General features: G+C 69.1%; 15 protein-coding genes and 1 tRNA gene. 5 read left to right on the forward strand and 11 right to left on the reverse strand.

Annotated elements, in window-relative coordinates:
* Nucleotides 1-2 precede the first annotated feature (2 nt).
* From IS481_RS11330 to tsaD, 9 genes are all read right to left on the reverse strand, one after another.
* On the reverse strand, nucleotides 3-362 hold the full coding sequence (locus IS481_RS11330; protein WP_104358631.1) for an NADH-quinone oxidoreductase subunit A: 360 nt from the start codon (nucleotides 360-362) through the stop codon (nucleotides 3-5).
* Between the two features lie 196 nt (nucleotides 363-558).
* Nucleotides 559-643, reverse strand: a tRNA-Leu gene (locus IS481_RS11335).
* 181 nt (nucleotides 644-824) lie between these two features.
* Nucleotides 825-1226 (reverse strand): preprotein translocase subunit SecG, encoded by a 402-nt coding sequence (gene secG / locus IS481_RS11340; protein WP_104358632.1) that lies wholly within the window; start codon nucleotides 1224-1226, stop codon nucleotides 825-827.
* Nucleotides 1227-1258: 32 nt separating this feature from the next.
* On the reverse strand, nucleotides 1259-1999 hold the full coding sequence (gene tpiA, locus IS481_RS11345) for a triose-phosphate isomerase (protein ID WP_104358633.1): 741 nt from the start codon (nucleotides 1997-1999) through the stop codon (nucleotides 1259-1261).
* Between the two features lie 57 nt (nucleotides 2000-2056).
* Nucleotides 2057-3043, reverse strand: a complete 987-nt coding sequence (locus IS481_RS11350) for an NAD(P)H-quinone oxidoreductase (RefSeq protein ID WP_104358634.1) — start codon at nucleotides 3041-3043, stop codon at nucleotides 2057-2059.
* Between the two features lie 70 nt (nucleotides 3044-3113).
* Nucleotides 3114-5270, reverse strand: coding sequence for a polyribonucleotide nucleotidyltransferase (gene pnp, locus IS481_RS11355; RefSeq protein WP_104358635.1), 2157 nt, complete (start codon nucleotides 5268-5270; stop codon nucleotides 3114-3116).
* 327 nt (nucleotides 5271-5597) lie between these two features.
* Nucleotides 5598-5867 carry a 30S ribosomal protein S15 gene (gene rpsO, locus IS481_RS11360; RefSeq protein WP_104358636.1) on the reverse strand — a complete coding sequence of 90 codons (270 nt, stop codon included), beginning with the start codon at nucleotides 5865-5867 and terminating at the stop codon, nucleotides 5598-5600.
* Between the two features lie 192 nt (nucleotides 5868-6059).
* Entirely contained in the window at nucleotides 6060-7325 is a 1266-nt protein-coding gene (locus tag IS481_RS11365) for a branched-chain amino acid ABC transporter substrate-binding protein (protein ID WP_104358637.1), read from the reverse strand.
* A 112-nt stretch (nucleotides 7326-7437) separates the two neighbouring features.
* Nucleotides 7438-8487, reverse strand: a complete 1050-nt coding sequence (gene tsaD, locus IS481_RS11370) for a tRNA (adenosine(37)-N6)-threonylcarbamoyltransferase complex transferase subunit TsaD (RefSeq protein WP_104358638.1) — start codon at nucleotides 8485-8487, stop codon at nucleotides 7438-7440.
* 276 nt (nucleotides 8488-8763) lie between these two features.
* On the opposite strand from tsaD, the gene IS481_RS11375 reads away from it, so the two are divergent.
* From IS481_RS11375 to IS481_RS11395, 5 genes are all read left to right on the forward strand, one after another.
* Complete coding sequence (locus tag IS481_RS11375) at nucleotides 8764-9045, forward strand: hypothetical protein (protein WP_104358639.1); 282 nt, start codon at nucleotides 8764-8766, stop codon at nucleotides 9043-9045.
* Between the two features lie 88 nt (nucleotides 9046-9133).
* Nucleotides 9134-9772, forward strand: coding sequence for an ANTAR domain-containing response regulator (locus IS481_RS11380; RefSeq protein ID WP_104358640.1), 639 nt, complete (start codon nucleotides 9134-9136; stop codon nucleotides 9770-9772).
* A 247-nt stretch (nucleotides 9773-10019) separates the two neighbouring features.
* Nucleotides 10020-11282 carry a CmpA/NrtA family ABC transporter substrate-binding protein gene (locus tag IS481_RS11385; protein WP_104358641.1) on the forward strand — a complete coding sequence of 421 codons (1263 nt, stop codon included), beginning with the start codon at nucleotides 10020-10022 and terminating at the stop codon, nucleotides 11280-11282.
* A gap of 28 nt (nucleotides 11283-11310) precedes the next feature.
* Entirely contained in the window at nucleotides 11311-12210 is a 900-nt protein-coding gene (ntrB, locus tag IS481_RS11390) for a nitrate ABC transporter permease (protein ID WP_104358642.1), read from the forward strand.
* A gap of 12 nt (nucleotides 12211-12222) precedes the next feature.
* A complete protein-coding gene (locus tag IS481_RS11395) occupies nucleotides 12223-13029 on the forward strand; it encodes an ABC transporter ATP-binding protein (protein ID WP_104358643.1) in 807 nt (268 codons plus the stop codon).
* 134 nt (nucleotides 13030-13163) lie between these two features.
* Here the strand turns inward: IS481_RS11395 and lgt are convergent, their stop codons facing one another.
* On the reverse strand, nucleotides 13164-13976 hold the full coding sequence (lgt, locus tag IS481_RS11400; protein ID WP_104358644.1) for a prolipoprotein diacylglyceryl transferase: 813 nt from the start codon (nucleotides 13974-13976) through the stop codon (nucleotides 13164-13166).
* 40 nt (nucleotides 13977-14016) lie between these two features.
* Complete coding sequence (locus IS481_RS11405) at nucleotides 14017-14949, reverse strand: LysR family transcriptional regulator (protein ID WP_104358645.1); 933 nt, start codon at nucleotides 14947-14949, stop codon at nucleotides 14017-14019.
* Nucleotides 14950-15034 lie beyond the last annotated feature (85 nt).

The raw sequence follows: 15034 nt of genomic DNA on the forward strand, positions 1-15034 counted from the left end.
GATCATTCCCAGTCCAGGGCACCCTTCTTCCACTCGTAGACGAAGCCCACGACCAGGATGCCCAGGAAAATCATCATGGCCCAGAAGCCGACCGGACCGATCTCCCGCAAGGCGATCGCCCATGGGAAGAGGAAGGCGATTTCGAGATCGAACAGGATGAACAGGATGGCCACGAGGTAATAGCGCACGTCGAACTTCATGCGCGCGTCTTCAAAGGCCTCGAAGCCGCATTCGTAGGGGGAGTTCTTCTCGGGGTCGGGCTTGCGGGGGCCCAGCAGGTAGCCCAGCGCCTGGGGAGCGATGCCGACTGCGACGCCGACCAGGATGAAGAGGATGACGGGGAGGTACTGGTCGAGGCTCATCATGGCTCTTGTACGCGTGGCTCGCTGCTCGAGGTTGGCTGCGCGAAAGATTTCAGAGATCCGGCTCAACTCACCAGAGGCAAAAATAAGGCGCGCTGTGATCAGCACGCCCACTTTCCTCTGCGGTTGCCCCTACAGACCACACTCTCAGGGCGCCCGATGCGGCACCGGATGACCACCGCATCGATTGAATTCTTGGTGCCGACGGCGAGACTCGAACTCGCACAGCTTTCGCCACTACCCCCTCAAGATAGCGTGTCTACCAATTTCACCACGTCGGCCGAAGATCACTTGCGTGTCCCGGTTGGCCCAGCCAGCAGCCTCTGCTGAAGGCCTCTGCCCAGGCCCAGGGCTTTGCGCCGATTGCAAAGTGGCTGTTCAGCACCTCGTTGCAACCGACAGCCTTGTATTCTATCCCGAAAGCGTGCCCCTCTCAATGGAGGCGCAGCGTTCGAGAATGAATCACTGCGCCGGGATCTGCGCGGCGCCGGACGCCTCGGGCGCCGGGGCCGGCGCGGGCTCGAGGCCCGGGATCTGGTCGGCACCGCCGGCCGGCTGCCCGGAGGACGGGGCGGTGACCGGCGCGGCGCGCTCGAGCACGCTGCCGTCATCCGCCTCGACCGGACGGGCGTTGGACAGGTAGGCCAGCGCCAGCGTGCAGGCGAAGAAGATGGTGGCGCACACCGCGGTGGTGCGCGACAGGAAGTTGGCACTGCCGGTGGCGCCGAACAGGCTGCCGGAGGCGCCGCTGCCGAACGAGGCCCCCATGTCCGCGCCCTTGCCGTGCTGGATCAGCACGAGCCCGATCATGACCAGCGCCGCCAGCAACTGCACGACGAGGATCAAGGTGGTCATCAACTGCATAGAAGTTCTCCAGGGTATCGGTGCGGCGCGCCTTACAGGGCCGCGCGGCAGATGGCGACGAAGTCCGCCGCCTTCAGGGAGGCCCCGCCGATCAGGCCTCCGTCGATGTCGGGTTGCGCGAACAGCGCCGCCGCGTTGTCGGGCTTGACGCTGCCGCCGTACAGGATGCGCATCGCGCCGGCATGCTCGGTCGCCGCGGCCAGCTGCTTGCGCAGCACGGCGTGCACCTCCTGTGCCTGCTCGGGCGTGGCCGTCTTGCCGGTGCCAATGGCCCAGACCGGCTCGTAGGCCACCACGGCCTGCGGGATGCACTGGCCCAGGGTGTGGATCACCGCCGACAGCTGGCGCTTGACCACCGCCTCGGTCTGGCCGGCTTCACGCTCGGCCAGCGTCTCGCCGACGCAGACGATGGGCACCAGCCCCTTGCCGATCACCATCTTCGCCTTGTCGGCCACCAGCTGGTCGCTCTCGCCATGGTAGGCGCGGCGCTCGGAGTGGCCCACGATCACGTAGCGGCACCCGACGTCGGCCAGCATCGCGGCCGACACCTCGCCGGTGTAGGCGCCCTGCTCATGCGCCGAGCAGTCCTGCGCGCCCAGCCCGATGTGGCTGCCCTGCAAGGCCAGCAGGCAGGTGGAGAGATAGGGGAAAGGCACGCACACGGCGGCCTCGCAAACGAAGGGCTCCGCCGCCCGGATGCCGGCCAGCAGTTCGGCGTTGGTCGCCAGGCTGCCATGCATCTTCCAGTTGCCGACGACCAGTTTGCGACGCATCTCGTAAGTCTCCGTTCCTGCTCAAAAAGCTGCAAATTCTAAGAGCAAGCGAGCCGCTCACCACTGCAGCACGATCTTGCCGATGTGCTGGCTGGTCTCCATCAGCGCGTGCGCCTGTGCCGCCTCGCGGGCGGCGAAGGTGCGGAACAGCACCGGCCGGATCCGCCGCTCGGCCAGCAGCGGCCAGACCTTCTCCCGCAGCTGGCGCGCGATCGCCGCCTTGAAGGCGACCGGGCGCGGCCGCAGGGTCGAGCCGGTGATGGTCAACCGGCGCCGCATCAGCGCGCCGAAATCGACCTCGGCCCGGCTGCCGCCCAGCTGCGCGATGATCACCAGCCGGCCGTCCTCGGCCAGGCAGTCCAGCTCGCGCGGCACGTAGCTGCCGCACACCATGTCCAGGATCACGTCCACGCCGCGCCCGCCCGTCAGCCGCTTGGCCTCGGCGGCGAAGTCCTGGGTGCGGTAGTTGATGGCGTGGTCCGCGCCGAGCCGTACGCAGGCCGCACACTTCTCGTCGCTGCCCGCCGTGGCCAGCACGGTCGCGCCGAACGCCTTGCCCAGCTGGATCGCGGTCACGCCGATGCCGCTGCTGCCGCCCTGCACCAGCAGGGTCTCGCCGGCGGCCAGCCGCCCGCGGTCGAACACGTTCGACCAGACGGTGAAGAAGGTCTCCGGCAGGCCGGCGGCCTCGGTATCGCTCCAGCCGTCCGGCACCGGCAGGCACTGGGCCACCGGCGCGACGCACAGCTCGGCATAACCGCCGCCCTGGACCAGGGCGCAGACCCGGTCGCCCGCCTTGAAGCCGGCGTCGGCCATCGCGGCGGCATCGCCGCCGACGATCTCGCCGGCCACTTCCAGCCCGGGCAGGTCCGAGGCCCCGGGCGGCACCGGGTACAGCCCCTTGCGCTGCAGCACGTCGGGGCGGTTCACCCCCGAAGCGCGCACCCGGATCAGCACCTCTCCGGCGCCGGGCACCGGGTCGGGCCGCTCGCACGGACGCAGCACCTCGGGCGGGCCATACTGGGTGATTTCGATCGCGTGCATGGCGGATGGATGTGAGGTCGGATGCAGACGGGCCGGCCCCCGCTGCACGCGGGGCGCCGGCCCGTGCGGATCACTGCTGTTGCTGCTGTTGCTGCTGCGCCTGCTGGTCGGCCGACGCCGCCCCGCCGTTGCCGTTGCGGTCCTGCAGCGCCTTCATCGACAGCTTGACGCGGCCCTTCTCGTCGGTCTCGAGCACCTTGACGCGCACGACCTGCCCTTCCTGCAGGTAGTCGGTGACCTTGGCCACGCGCTCGTGGGCGATCTGGCTGATGTGCAGCAGGCCGTCCTTGCCGGGCAGCAGGTTCACCAGCGCACCGAACTCCAGGATCTTGGTGACCGGGCCTTCGTAGACCTTGCCCACCTCGACCTCGGCGGTGATCTCCTCGATGCGCTTCCTGGCCAGCTCGGCCCGGTCGGCATCGGTGGAGGCGATGGTGATGGTGCCGTCTTCGGCGATGTCGATCGTCGTGCCGGTTTCCTCGGTCAGCGCGCGGATCGTCGCGCCACCCTTGCCGATCACGTCGCGGATCTTCTCCGGATTGATCTTCATCGTGTACAGGCGCGGCGCGAACTGCGAGATCTCGGCCTTGGCGCCGCCCATCGCTTCCTGCATCTTGCCCAGGATGTGCATGCGCGCTTCCTTGGCCTGTGCCAGCGCGACCTGCATGATCTCCTTGGTGATGCCCTGGATCTTGATGTCCATCTGCAGGGCGGTCACGCCGGCGGTGGTGCCGGCCACCTTGAAGTCCATGTCGCCCAGGTGGTCCTCGTCACCCAGGATGTCGGTCAGCACCGCGAAGCGGTTGCCTTCCTTGATCAGGCCCATCGCGATGCCGGCCACGTGCGCCTTCAGCGGCACGCCGGCGTCCATCAGCGCCAGGCAGCCGCCGCAGACGGAGGCCATCGACGACGAACCGTTGGATTCGGTGATCTCCGACACCACGCGGATCGCGTAGGCGAACTCGTCCTTGGGCGGCAGCACCGGGATCAGCGCGCGCTTGGCCAAGCGACCGTGGCCGATCTCGCGGCGCTTCGGGCTGCCGACGCGGCCGGTTTCGCCGGTGGCGAACGGCGGCATGTTGTAGTGCAGCATGAAGCGGTCGGTGAACTCGCCCGACAGCGCGTCGATGATCTGCGCGTCACGCTCGGTGCCCAGCGTCGCGACGACCAGGGCCTGGGTCTCGCCGCGGGTGAACAGCGCCGAACCGTGGGTGCGCGGCAGCACGCCGGTGCGGATCTCGATCGGGCGCACGGTGCGGGTGTCGCGGCCGTCGATGCGCGGCTCGCCCGCCAGGATCTGGCTGCGCACGATGCGCGCCTCGATGTCGAACAGCAGGCCGTCGACCTTGACCTCGTCGAACTCCACGCCCTCGGCGGCCAGGGCTTCCTTGACCTCCGCGTAGGCCTGGCGCAGCGCCTGGGTGCGCGACTGCTTGGAGCGGATCTGGTAGGCCGCGCGCAGCTTGTCCTCGGCCAGCGCGTTGACCTTGGCGATGAAGGCCTCGTCCTTGGGCGGGGGCTGCCAGTCCCATTCCGGCTTGCCGGCCTCGCGCACCAGCTCGTTGATGGCGGCGATCGCGACCTTGCCCTGCTCGTGGCCGAACACCACGGCGCCCAGCATCACGTCCTCGGGCAGCTGGTCGGCCTCGGACTCGACCATCAGCACGGCCGCTTCGGTGCCGGCAACCACCAGGTCCAGGCGCGACTGCGCCAGCTGGCTCTTGCCCGGGTTCAGCACGTACTCGCCGTTGATGTAGCCGACGCGCGCCGCACCGATCGGGCCGTTGAACGGGATGCCCGAGACGGCCAGCGCCGCGCTCGAGGCGATCATCGCGGCGATGTCCGCTTCGACCTCGGGGTTCAGCGACAGCACGTGGACGACCACCTGCACCTCGTTGAAGAAGCCGTCCGGGAACAGCGGGCGGATCGGGCGGTCGATCAGGCGCGAGGTCAGCGTCTCGTGCTCGCTCGGGCGGCCTTCACGCTTGAAGAAGCTGCCCGGGATCTTGCCGGCCGCGTAGGTCTTCTCGATGTAGTCGACCGTCAGCGGGAAGAAGTCCTGGCCCGGCTTCGGGTTCTTGGCGGCCACCACCGTGGCCAGCACGACGGTGTCCTCGATGTTGACCAGCACCGCGCCGGTGGCCTGGCGGGCGATCTCGCCGGTTTCCATGATGACCTTGTGGGGGCCCCACTGGAAGGTCTTGGTGACTTTGTTGAACATGCTCATGGGTTGTCTCCAGTCTGGGGCGCGCACTGAGGCGGCGCACCGGTTGCCGGAGTCAAAACGCTGGAGCGGAGTGCCATTCCAGCAGGGCTCGCATGCAAGCCTTGTTGGAATGACACAGCAACCCCATTCAGTCGCCTCGACTCCAAAATGGACGAAGAGCCTGTACTGGCTGGTCCAGACAGGCTCCTCTTCTCACGACGCCGCTCCTGCCATCCCGCAAAGGACTGTGACCTGCCCCATCGGGGCCCGGCACCGCAGTGCCGCAACCCCTTGCGGGAACCCTGCCACGCCCTGGGCGAGGCTTGCGGGAGCGGTTGCCAACTTGGCTTACTTGCGCAGACCCAGCTTCTGGATCAGCGCGGTGTAGCGGTCGGCGTCCTTGTTCTTCAGGTAGGCCAGCAGGCGCTTGCGACGGTTGACCATGCGCAGCAGGCCGCGACGACCGTGGTGGTCCTTCTTGTGCTGCTGGAAGTGCGGGGTCAGCTCGTTGATGCGGGCAGTCAGCAGGGCCACCTGCACTTCGGGCGAACCGGTGTCGGCCGGGCCGCGCGCGTTCGCCTTGATGATTTCGGCGGTGTTGATATCAGCGATGGACATCTTTCGGATTTCCTGGGAAGTGAAACCGCCCCGCGGGAATCGTTCCGCATGCGGGAGACGGTCTCGTTGCCACTTGCGGTCGCAGGTGAAACCGACCCGCGCCGTGCCTTGTCTTGCCGCACGGGAAACGCCGTTCCAGCCCTTTCCGGGCGGCAAAACTGGTTGATTATACGGGAGTTCCAGCCCGCCCGTTCAGGGCCGCTCCATCCGGCAGGCGTGGGGCAGCTCGGTCTGCGCCGCCGGGACGTGGCGCACCGTGCGGAAGCCGAAGCCCGAACCCTCGTTGTCGAAGCGGGTGCCGGCCTCGCCCGCGCGCCGCATCTCGCTGACGTACAGCGGCTGGATGAACTGGTGGTCCGCCGCGCGCATCACCCCTTCGTGCAGGCCGCCGAGCGTGCCGCCGTCGAAGCGCGCGCCTTCCAGCGCCCGCGCCACCGCGACCGCGTCGGTGCTGCCGGCGCGCTCGATGGCCGCGACCAGCATCTCGATCATCGCCTGCATGCGGGCGTGGACGTAGTCGTCCTCGGGCCGTGGGAAACGCTGGCGGAACGCCGCGTAGAACGCGTCCGAGGCCGGCGTGCCGACGTTCGGGTGCCATTCGGCCACCGCCAGCACCCGCCCCACCCCGGCCTCGCCGATCGCCGCCGGCGCGCCCAGCGCGTTGCCGTAAAAGGTGTAGAACTTCGCGTCCAGCCCGGCCTCGCGCGCGGCCTTGATCATCAGCGTCAGGTCGTTGCCCCAGTTGCCCGTGACCACCGCCTGCGCGCCGGCGGCCTTGATCTTGGCCACGTACGGCAGGAAGTCCTTGATGCGGCCGATCGGGTGCAGTTCCTCGCCGACCACCTGCAGGTCCGGGCGCCGCTGCGCCAGCATCTCGCGCGCCTTGCGCACCACATGCTGGCCGAAGCTGTAGTCCTGCCCGATCAGGTAGACCTTGCTGACCGTCCGGTCGGCGGCCAGCACGTCCATCAGCGCGGCCAGGCGCATGTCGGCATGGGCGTCGAAGCGGAAGTGCCAGAAGCTGCAGCGCTCGTTGGTCAGGCTCGGCTCCACCGCCGAGTAGTTCAGGAACAGCGCGCGGCGCTGCGGCGAGCGCTGGTTGTGCTTGTTGAGCGCATCGATCAGCGCGGCAGCGACGGCCGAGCTGTTGCCCTGCAGCACGAAACCGATGCCCTGGTCCATCGCCGACTTGAACATCGCCAGCGCCTCCTCGGTCGTGCCCTTGCTGTCGAAACGCACGATCTCCAGCGGCCGGCGCCCGCCAGGCAGGTTCACGCCGCCGCGGGCGTTGACGCGCTCGGCGGCCCACACCAGGTTGCGGTGCACTGCCTCGCCGGCGTTGGCGAAGCTGCCCGACAGCCCCTCGATCAGGGCGAGGCGAATGGGTTGCTGCGCACCGGCCGCGCAGGCCAGCAGCAGACCGACGCACAGGACGAACAGGTGACGAACGAAGCTCATGGAGGGTGTCATGTTGGATGAGGCAACGCGCCAGGCCAGGACCGGGTCGCGCCTGGGGCGCGCCATGCCCCTGCGCCAGCGGCCCGGCCGGTCGATGCGCGCGATCACGGGGTCAGGCCGAGGCGGCGGCCGACACGCTGGCCAGGTCCCAGCGCGGCTTCACGTCGAAGGCGTAATCGTGCACCGCCTGGCTGCAGCCGGCCTGCAGCCGCATCGCGGCCGCCAGCGCGATCATCGCGCCGTTGTCGGTGCACAGCGCCAGTTCCGGGTAGTGCACGCGCACGCCGCGGCGTGTGCAGGCACGGTCGAGCTGCTCGCGCAGCAGCCGGTTGGCGCCGACGCCGCCGGCGACCACCAGCCGCCTGAGCCCGGTCTGCTTCAGTGCCGCCAGCGACTTCTTCACCAGCACCTCGACGATGGCCGCCTGGGTGGCTGCCGCCAGGTTGGCGCGGTCCTGCTCGCAGACGTTGGTGCCGAGCTTGCGCACCTGGGTCAGCACCGCGGTCTTCAACCCGGCGAAGGAGAAGTCGAGGTTGCCGCTGTGCAGCAGCGGCCGCGGCAGGTCGAATGCGGTCGGGTCGCCGAACTCGGCCAGGCGCGACAGCTGCGGGCCGCCCGGGTAGCCCAGGCCGAGCAGCTTGGCCGACTTGTCGAAGGCCTCGCCGGCCGCGTCGTCGACCGTCTCGCCCAGCAGCTCGTACGCGGCCACGCCGTCGACCCGCATCAGCTGGGTGTGGCCGCCCGAGACCAGCAGCGCGACGAACGGGAACTCGGGCGGATCGGCCGACAGGAAGGGCGACAGCAGGTGCCCTTCCAGGTGGTGCACGCCCAGCACCGGCTTGCCCAGCGCGGCGGCCAGCGCACAGGCCGCGCCGGCGCCGACCAGCAGCGCCCCGCCCAGCCCCGGCCCTCGGGTGTAGGCGATGACGTCGATGTCGGCCAGCGCATGGCCGGCCTGTTCCAGCACCTGGCGCGTCAGCGGCAGCACGCGGCGGATGTGGTCGCGCGAGGCGAGCTCCGGCACCACGCCGCCGTAGGCCTGGTGCATGTCGATCTGGCTGTGCAGCGCGTGTGCCAGCAGGCGCGGCACGCCGGCCTCCTGCGTCTTGACGAGCGCAACGCCGGTTTCATCGCAGGAGGATTCGATACCGAGGACGAACATCCCGGCAGTGTATCGCCCGCCCTGTGCCCGGACGGGACGCACGGTCGCCGGTGCGATCTGCGGACCCGCACCGCGTTCTCCTGCGCCAGCTCAGAGTCCGGGCGAATTTGCATCCTAATGTGACAGCAGCTAGCGTTTTGTCACATCTCGAATCCAGGGTTTGTACCAAAGTACGCCCGTTTCCCCTTTGCAGGCGATCCGCCCCCCGGTAGGCTGCGGGTCCCCATGAATGGAATAACTACACGAGGTGCACGAACACCCGGAGTCGTTGGAGCCATGAAGGAATACAAGCTCTCTGGCTGGCCCGAGCTGCCGGCAAGCTACCAGCGCACCGCCTACCAGCGGATGCTGCACCAGATGTCGCAAGGCTTTGTTCCCCTCGGCCAGCTGCTGCGTGTCAGCGGGCTGGGCCGCGACGCGGTCCGACGTTTCCTCGCCTACCTGCAGGCCAGCGGCGTGCTGGTCGAGCGCGAGCACGCCCAGACGCCGCGCACCCTGCTGGTGATGGACTGGATCCGCCGCACGCTGGGCGGCACCGGCCCGCGCCGCCAGGCCTGACCGCGCTCCTGCCCCCTGCACGACGCCGGCCCTCGAGGCCGGCGTTTTCGTTGGCCGCGCTGGCCTGGATGTTGCTGCCCCCACCGGCATGGCCCCGACTCCTGCATCATCTTTGCGCATCGTCATCGTCGCGCCCGAGACCCTCAATCCGGACCCGTCGGATGTCGAAGCCGGATGGGAGGCCGAGCGCTCGCGCAGCCTGCGCATCGGCCTGCTGCAAGGCGGCTACGACGTCGTCGCGGTGCTGCCGGCCGACGTCTTCCTGCCCGACCGCCTGGCGCAGATCCAGCCGGACATGATCATCGTCGACGCCGAAAGCCAGGCGCGCGACACGCTGGAACACGTGGTGGTGGCCACCCGCGACGCGCGGCGCCCCATCGTGCTGTTCACCGACGACGACGACACCTCGCATGTCAAGGACGCGATCGCCGCGGGCGTGACGGTCTACGTCGTGGCGGGCCTCGCGCCCGAGCGCATCAAGCCGGTGCTCGACGTCGCGCTGGCGCGTTTCCAGCACGAGGAAGCACTGCGCCGCGAACTGGCCAAGACGCGCACCCAGCTGCAGGACCGCAAGCTCGTCGAGCGCGCCAAGGGCATCCTGATGAAGCGCTACGGCTGCGACGAGCAGCAGGCCTACGAACGGCTGCGCAAGGCCGCGATGGACAAGGGCCTGCGCATCGCCGAGGTGGCCCAGCGGCTGATCGACGTCGCCGACGTGATCGGCTGAATGCCGCACCCGCATGGTGCCGCAGCGCACCGATTGCGGGCCGAAAACGGCACCGGCGCCCCGTTGGCGCTGGCACAGGGGTTGCAAGAGTCAGCGCGGGTATCAATGGCGATTCCCGCAGGAACTGCAGGTGCCGCACCGATCGCTGCATCTGCGCCGGGACGAAGGCGTCCTCACCGTACCGCCCTTGCGAGCGGTCCGCGTGTGGACGCCTTTTCTGTTTTTTGCGATGAACACAAGGGTCGAGATGAACGACAACTCCTCGCTGAAAGCCGCGCTGAGCCGGCGCACCGTGCTGAAAGCCACCGCTGCCGCGGCCGCCGGCGCCGGCGGCATGGTCCCGGGCCTGCAAAGCGCCGTCTGGGCCCAGGGCTCGGACAAGCCCGAGAAGGAAGAAGTGCGCATCGGCTTCATCCCGCTGACCGACTGCGCCTCGGTGGTGATGGCCTCGGTGCTGGGCTTTGACAGGAAGTACGGCGTGAAGATCGTGCCGACCAAGGAGACCTCCTGGGCCGGCGTGCGCGACAAGCTGGTCAACGGCGAGCTGGACATGGCGCACGTGCTGTACGGCCTGATCTACGGCGTGCACCTCGGCGTCAGCGGGCCGAAGAAGGACATGGCGGTGCTGATGAGCCTGAACAACAACGGCCAGGCCATCACGCTGTCGAAGAAGCTGGCCGACAAGGGTGCGGTCGACGGTGCCTCGCTGGCCAAGGTGATGGCCGCCGACCGGCGCGACTACACCTTCGCGCAGACCTTCCCCACCGGCACGCACGCGATGTGGCTGTACTACTGGTTGGCCTCGGCAGGGATCAACCCGTTCAAGGACGCCAAGGTCATCACCGTGCCGCCGCCGCAGATGGTCGCCAACATGCGCGTGGGCAACATGGACGGCTTCTGCGTGGGCGAGCCGTGGAACCACCGCGCCATCATGGACGGCATCGGCATCACCGCCGTGACGTCGCAGGAAGTGTGGAAGGACCATCCCGAGAAGACGCTCGGCACGACGGCGGACTTCGTCAGGAAGTACCCCAACACCTGCCGCGCCGTCATCGCCGCGGTGCTCGAGGCGAGCAAGTGGATCGACGCCGGCCTGCAGAACAAGCTGAAGATGGCCGAGACGGTGGCGGCCAAGTCCTACATCAACACCAGCGTCGATGCGATCAACCAGCGCATCCTGGGCCGCTACCAGAACGGCCTGGGCAAGACCTGGGACGATCCCAACCACATGAAGTTCTTCAACGACGGGGCGGTCAACTTCCCTTACCTGAGCGACGGCATGTGGTTCCTCACGCAGCACAAGCGCTGGGGCCTGATCAAGGAGCACCCGGACTACCTGGCCGTGGCCAGGCAGGTCAACCAGATCGACCTCTACAAGGAGGCCGCCGCAGCCGCCAAGGTCAGCGTCCCGACGCAGGTGATGCGCAGCAGCAAGCTGATCGACGGCGTGGTCTGGGACGGCAAGGACCCCGCGAAGTACGCCGACGGCTTCAAGGTCAAGGTCGGCTGATCCCGTTGCCCCACTGAAAGGACCCACCATGGTGAGCGCCGTCTTCCATCCGTCGGTCGCGGAGCACCGCGCCCAGGCCCCTGCCGCCACCCCGGCCGCGGCGACCGCCGCCCCTGCGGCGGCCGTCGCTGCCCCGCCCCGTCCGGCCGCGATGCCGGACTGGCGCGGGCTGGCGCTGAAGGTGCTGCCGCCGCTGTTCGGCATCGCGCTGCTGGTCGCGATCTGGGCCGTGGCCACCGCCGGCAGCAGCAGCTTTCCGACGCCGGCCGCGACCTTCGATTCCGCCGTCGAGGTGTTCAGCGATCCGTTCTATCGCAACGGCCCGAACGACCAGGGCATCGGCTGGAACGTACTGAACTCCCTGCAGCGCGTGGCGCTGGGCTTCGGCCTCGCGGCGCTGGCGGGGATTCCGCTGGGCTTCATGATCGGGCGCTTCGCGGTGCTCAACCGCATGCTCACGCCTCTGATCAGCCTGCTGCGGCCGGTCTCGCCGCTGGCCTGGCTGCCGATCGGCCTGCTGGTGTTCCAGTCCGCCAACCCGGCGGCCATCTGGACCATCTTCATCTGCTCGATCTGGCCGATGATCATCAACACCGCGGTGGGCGTGCAGCGCGTGCCGCAGGACTACCTCAACGTCGCCAGGGTGCTGAACCTCAGCGAATGGAAGGTCATCACGCGCATCCTGTTCCCCGCGGTGCTGCCCTACATGCTGACCGGGGTGCGCCTGTCGGTGGGCACGGCCTGGCTCGTGATCGTCGCCGCCGAGATGCTGACCGGCGGCATCGGCATCGGCTTCTGGGTGTGGGACGAGTGGAACAACCTCAACGTGCACCACATCCTGATCGCGATCTTCGTGATCGGCATCGTCGGCCTGCTGCTCGAACAGGCCCTGGTGCTGGTGGCGCGACGCTTCAGCTTCGAGGACTGAGGGAGCAACGACATGAGCCGGCATTTCATCGACGTGCAGGACGCCGGGATGGTGTTCCACACGCGCAAGGGACGCTTCCACGCGCTGCGCGACATCCACCTCGGCATCGAGCAGGGCGAGTTCGTCGCGCTGATCGGCCACTCGGGCTGCGGCAAGTCCACGCTGCTCAACCTGATCGCCGGGCTGCTGAAGCCCACCTCGGGCGTGCTGCTGTGCGACAACCGCGAGATCGACGCCCCCGGGCCGGAACGCGCGGTGGTGTTCCAGAACCACTCGCTGCTGCCGTGGCTGACCTGCTACGAGAACGTTTACCTCGCGGTCGAGCGCGTGTTCGGGCGTCGCGAGACCCGCGCCCAGCTGCGCGCGCGCACCGAGGCGGCGCTGCAGCTGGTCGGCATGGGGCACGCGATGGCCAAGCGGCCGCACGAGGTCTCGGGGGGCATGAAGCAGCGCGTGGGCATTGCCCGCGCGCTTGCGATGGAACCCAAGGTGCTGCTGATGGACGAACCCTTCGGCGCGCTCGATGCGCTGACGCGCGCCCACCTGCAGGACGAGCTGCTGAAGATCGTCGCCGCGACGCGCAGCACCGTGGTGATGGTCACGCACGACGTGGACGAGGCGGTGCTGCTGTCGGACCGCATCGTGATGATGACCAACGGCCCGGCGGCCACGATCGGCGAGATCCTGCGCGTGGACCTGCCGCGCCCGCGCGACCGCGTCGCGCTGGCCGAGGACCCGCGCTACATCGCCTGCCGCAAGCAGGTGCTGGATTTCCTCTACACCCGCCACGGCCAGGCCGCCGCGGCCCTGGCCGCATGAGAACCCCCGGGGCTGGCACGCCGCTTGCGTAAGGTACAGCGCACGCCACCCGGCGGTTTGCTCCTTGTCTCCTCAGGGCGTCTGCCCCTTCGCGGGCCTTTGCGCTTCACGGCGCAAAGGCCGCTTTTTTTGCCTCAGGCCCGGGCGCGCCGGGTGGCCAGGCTCCAGATCAGTGCACCAGCGACGATCATGGGCACGCACAACCATTGCCCCATGCTCATGTTCAGTGCAAGCAGGCCGAGGAAGCTGTCGGGCTCGCGGAAGTACTCGGCGATGAAGCGGAACACGCCGTAGCCGACCAGAAAGGCCCCCGAGACCTGGCCCGTGGCGCGCGGCCTGCGTGCGTACAGCCACAGCAGCACGAACAGCAGCAGCCCCTCGAGCAGGAACTGGTAGAGCTGCGACGGATGGCGCGGCTGCATCGAGCCGCTGTGCGGGAACACCATCGCCCAGGGCAGTTCGGGACTGGCGAAGCGCCCCCACAGCTCGCCGTTGATGAAGTTGCCGATGCGCCCGGCCGCCAGCCCCGTCGGCACGCAGGGCGCGACGAAGTCCATCACCTGCCAGAACGGCTTGCCGCGCGAGCGCGCGAACCATGCCATCGCGGCGATCACGCCGAGCAGCCCGCCATGGAAGCTCATGCCGCCGCGCCAGACCATGAAGATCTCCAGCGGGTGGCCCAGGTAGTAGCCCGGCTTGTAGAACAGGCAGTAGCCGAGGCGCCCGCCCACGATCACGCCCATGATGCCGATGAACAGCATGTCCTCGACGTCCTTGCGCGACCAGGCTGCCGCCCCGGTGAGCGAGCGGTACGGCTCGTGCCGGAGCCGGCGCGTGGCGAGGAAGTAGAACAGCCCGAAGGCGACGAGGTAGGTCAGGCCGTACCAGTGGATGGCCACCGGGCCCAGCTGCAGGGCCACGGGATCGATCTGGGGGTAGGTCAGCATAGGCGCCCATTGTGCCCGCGGCAGGGCAGGCGCTGAGCCCTCAGCCGCCCACCAGCTCGCGCACGAAGCCGACGAAGCGCGCCAGCGCCGGCGAGGTGGGTCCGGCCGGCCAGACCAGGCTGGTCTCGCACACCGGCAGCACCGTGCCGTGGCGGCCGGCGCCGCGCAGCTCCCGGCCCGAGCGGTACACCACCCCGGCGCGGCGGAACTGGGTCACGCTCTCGGGCACCCAGGCCACGCCGATGCCGCCGGCCACCAGGTTGACGATGGTCTGCATCTGGATCGCCTCCTGCGCGACCTGCGCCGCGCAGCCGGCCTGCGCGTACAGCGCCATCACCGCGTCGTACAGCGAGGGCACGATGCGGCGCGGGAAGATCACCAGCGGCTCGGCGAGCACCTGCGCGAGCGCCGGCCGCGGCGCCTGCGCGAGCGGATGCCGCGCCGGCAGTGCCAGCACCATCGGCTCGGTCGCCACCGGCAGGCGCGCCAGCCCGGCCGGCGCCGAGCCGGGCGTGTGCAGCATCAGGCCGGCGTCGATCTCGCTGCGCGCGAAGGCGCCCAGCTGCACGTCGCCGGTGGCTTCCACCAGCTCCAGCGCCACGCCCGGGCTGTGCGCGCGGAACGCCCGCACCCAGGCAGGCACCTGCTCGAAGCCGGCAGTCGAGACGAACGCCAGCCGCACCCGCCCCACCTCGCCGGCCGCGGCCGCGCGGGCGCGCGCCGGCAGCGCCTGGGCCTGGGCCAGCAGCGCGCGCACCTCCGGCACCAGCGCCTCGCCGGCCGGCGTGAGCGCGACGCGGCGGCGCGTGCGGTCGAACAGCCGCACCCCCAGCGTGCGTTCCAGCCGGGCGATGGCCTGCGTCAGCGGCGGCTGGGTCATCGCCAGGCGCTGCGCGGCGCGGCCGAAGTGCAGCTCCTCGGCCACGGCCAGGAACTGGCGCCAGACGCGCAGGTCGATGCTGTCCTCACTCATTCGTCCAGCATATCAACAAGCGCTCGAAATAACATTGGAAGGAATGAGAGAGCGGCGCGACAATCGCCCATTCCCACGATCTTCC

The sequence above is a fragment of the Caldimonas thermodepolymerans genome, assembly GCF_015476235.1.
Lineage (GTDB): Bacteria > Pseudomonadota > Gammaproteobacteria > Burkholderiales > Burkholderiaceae_C > Caldimonas > Caldimonas thermodepolymerans.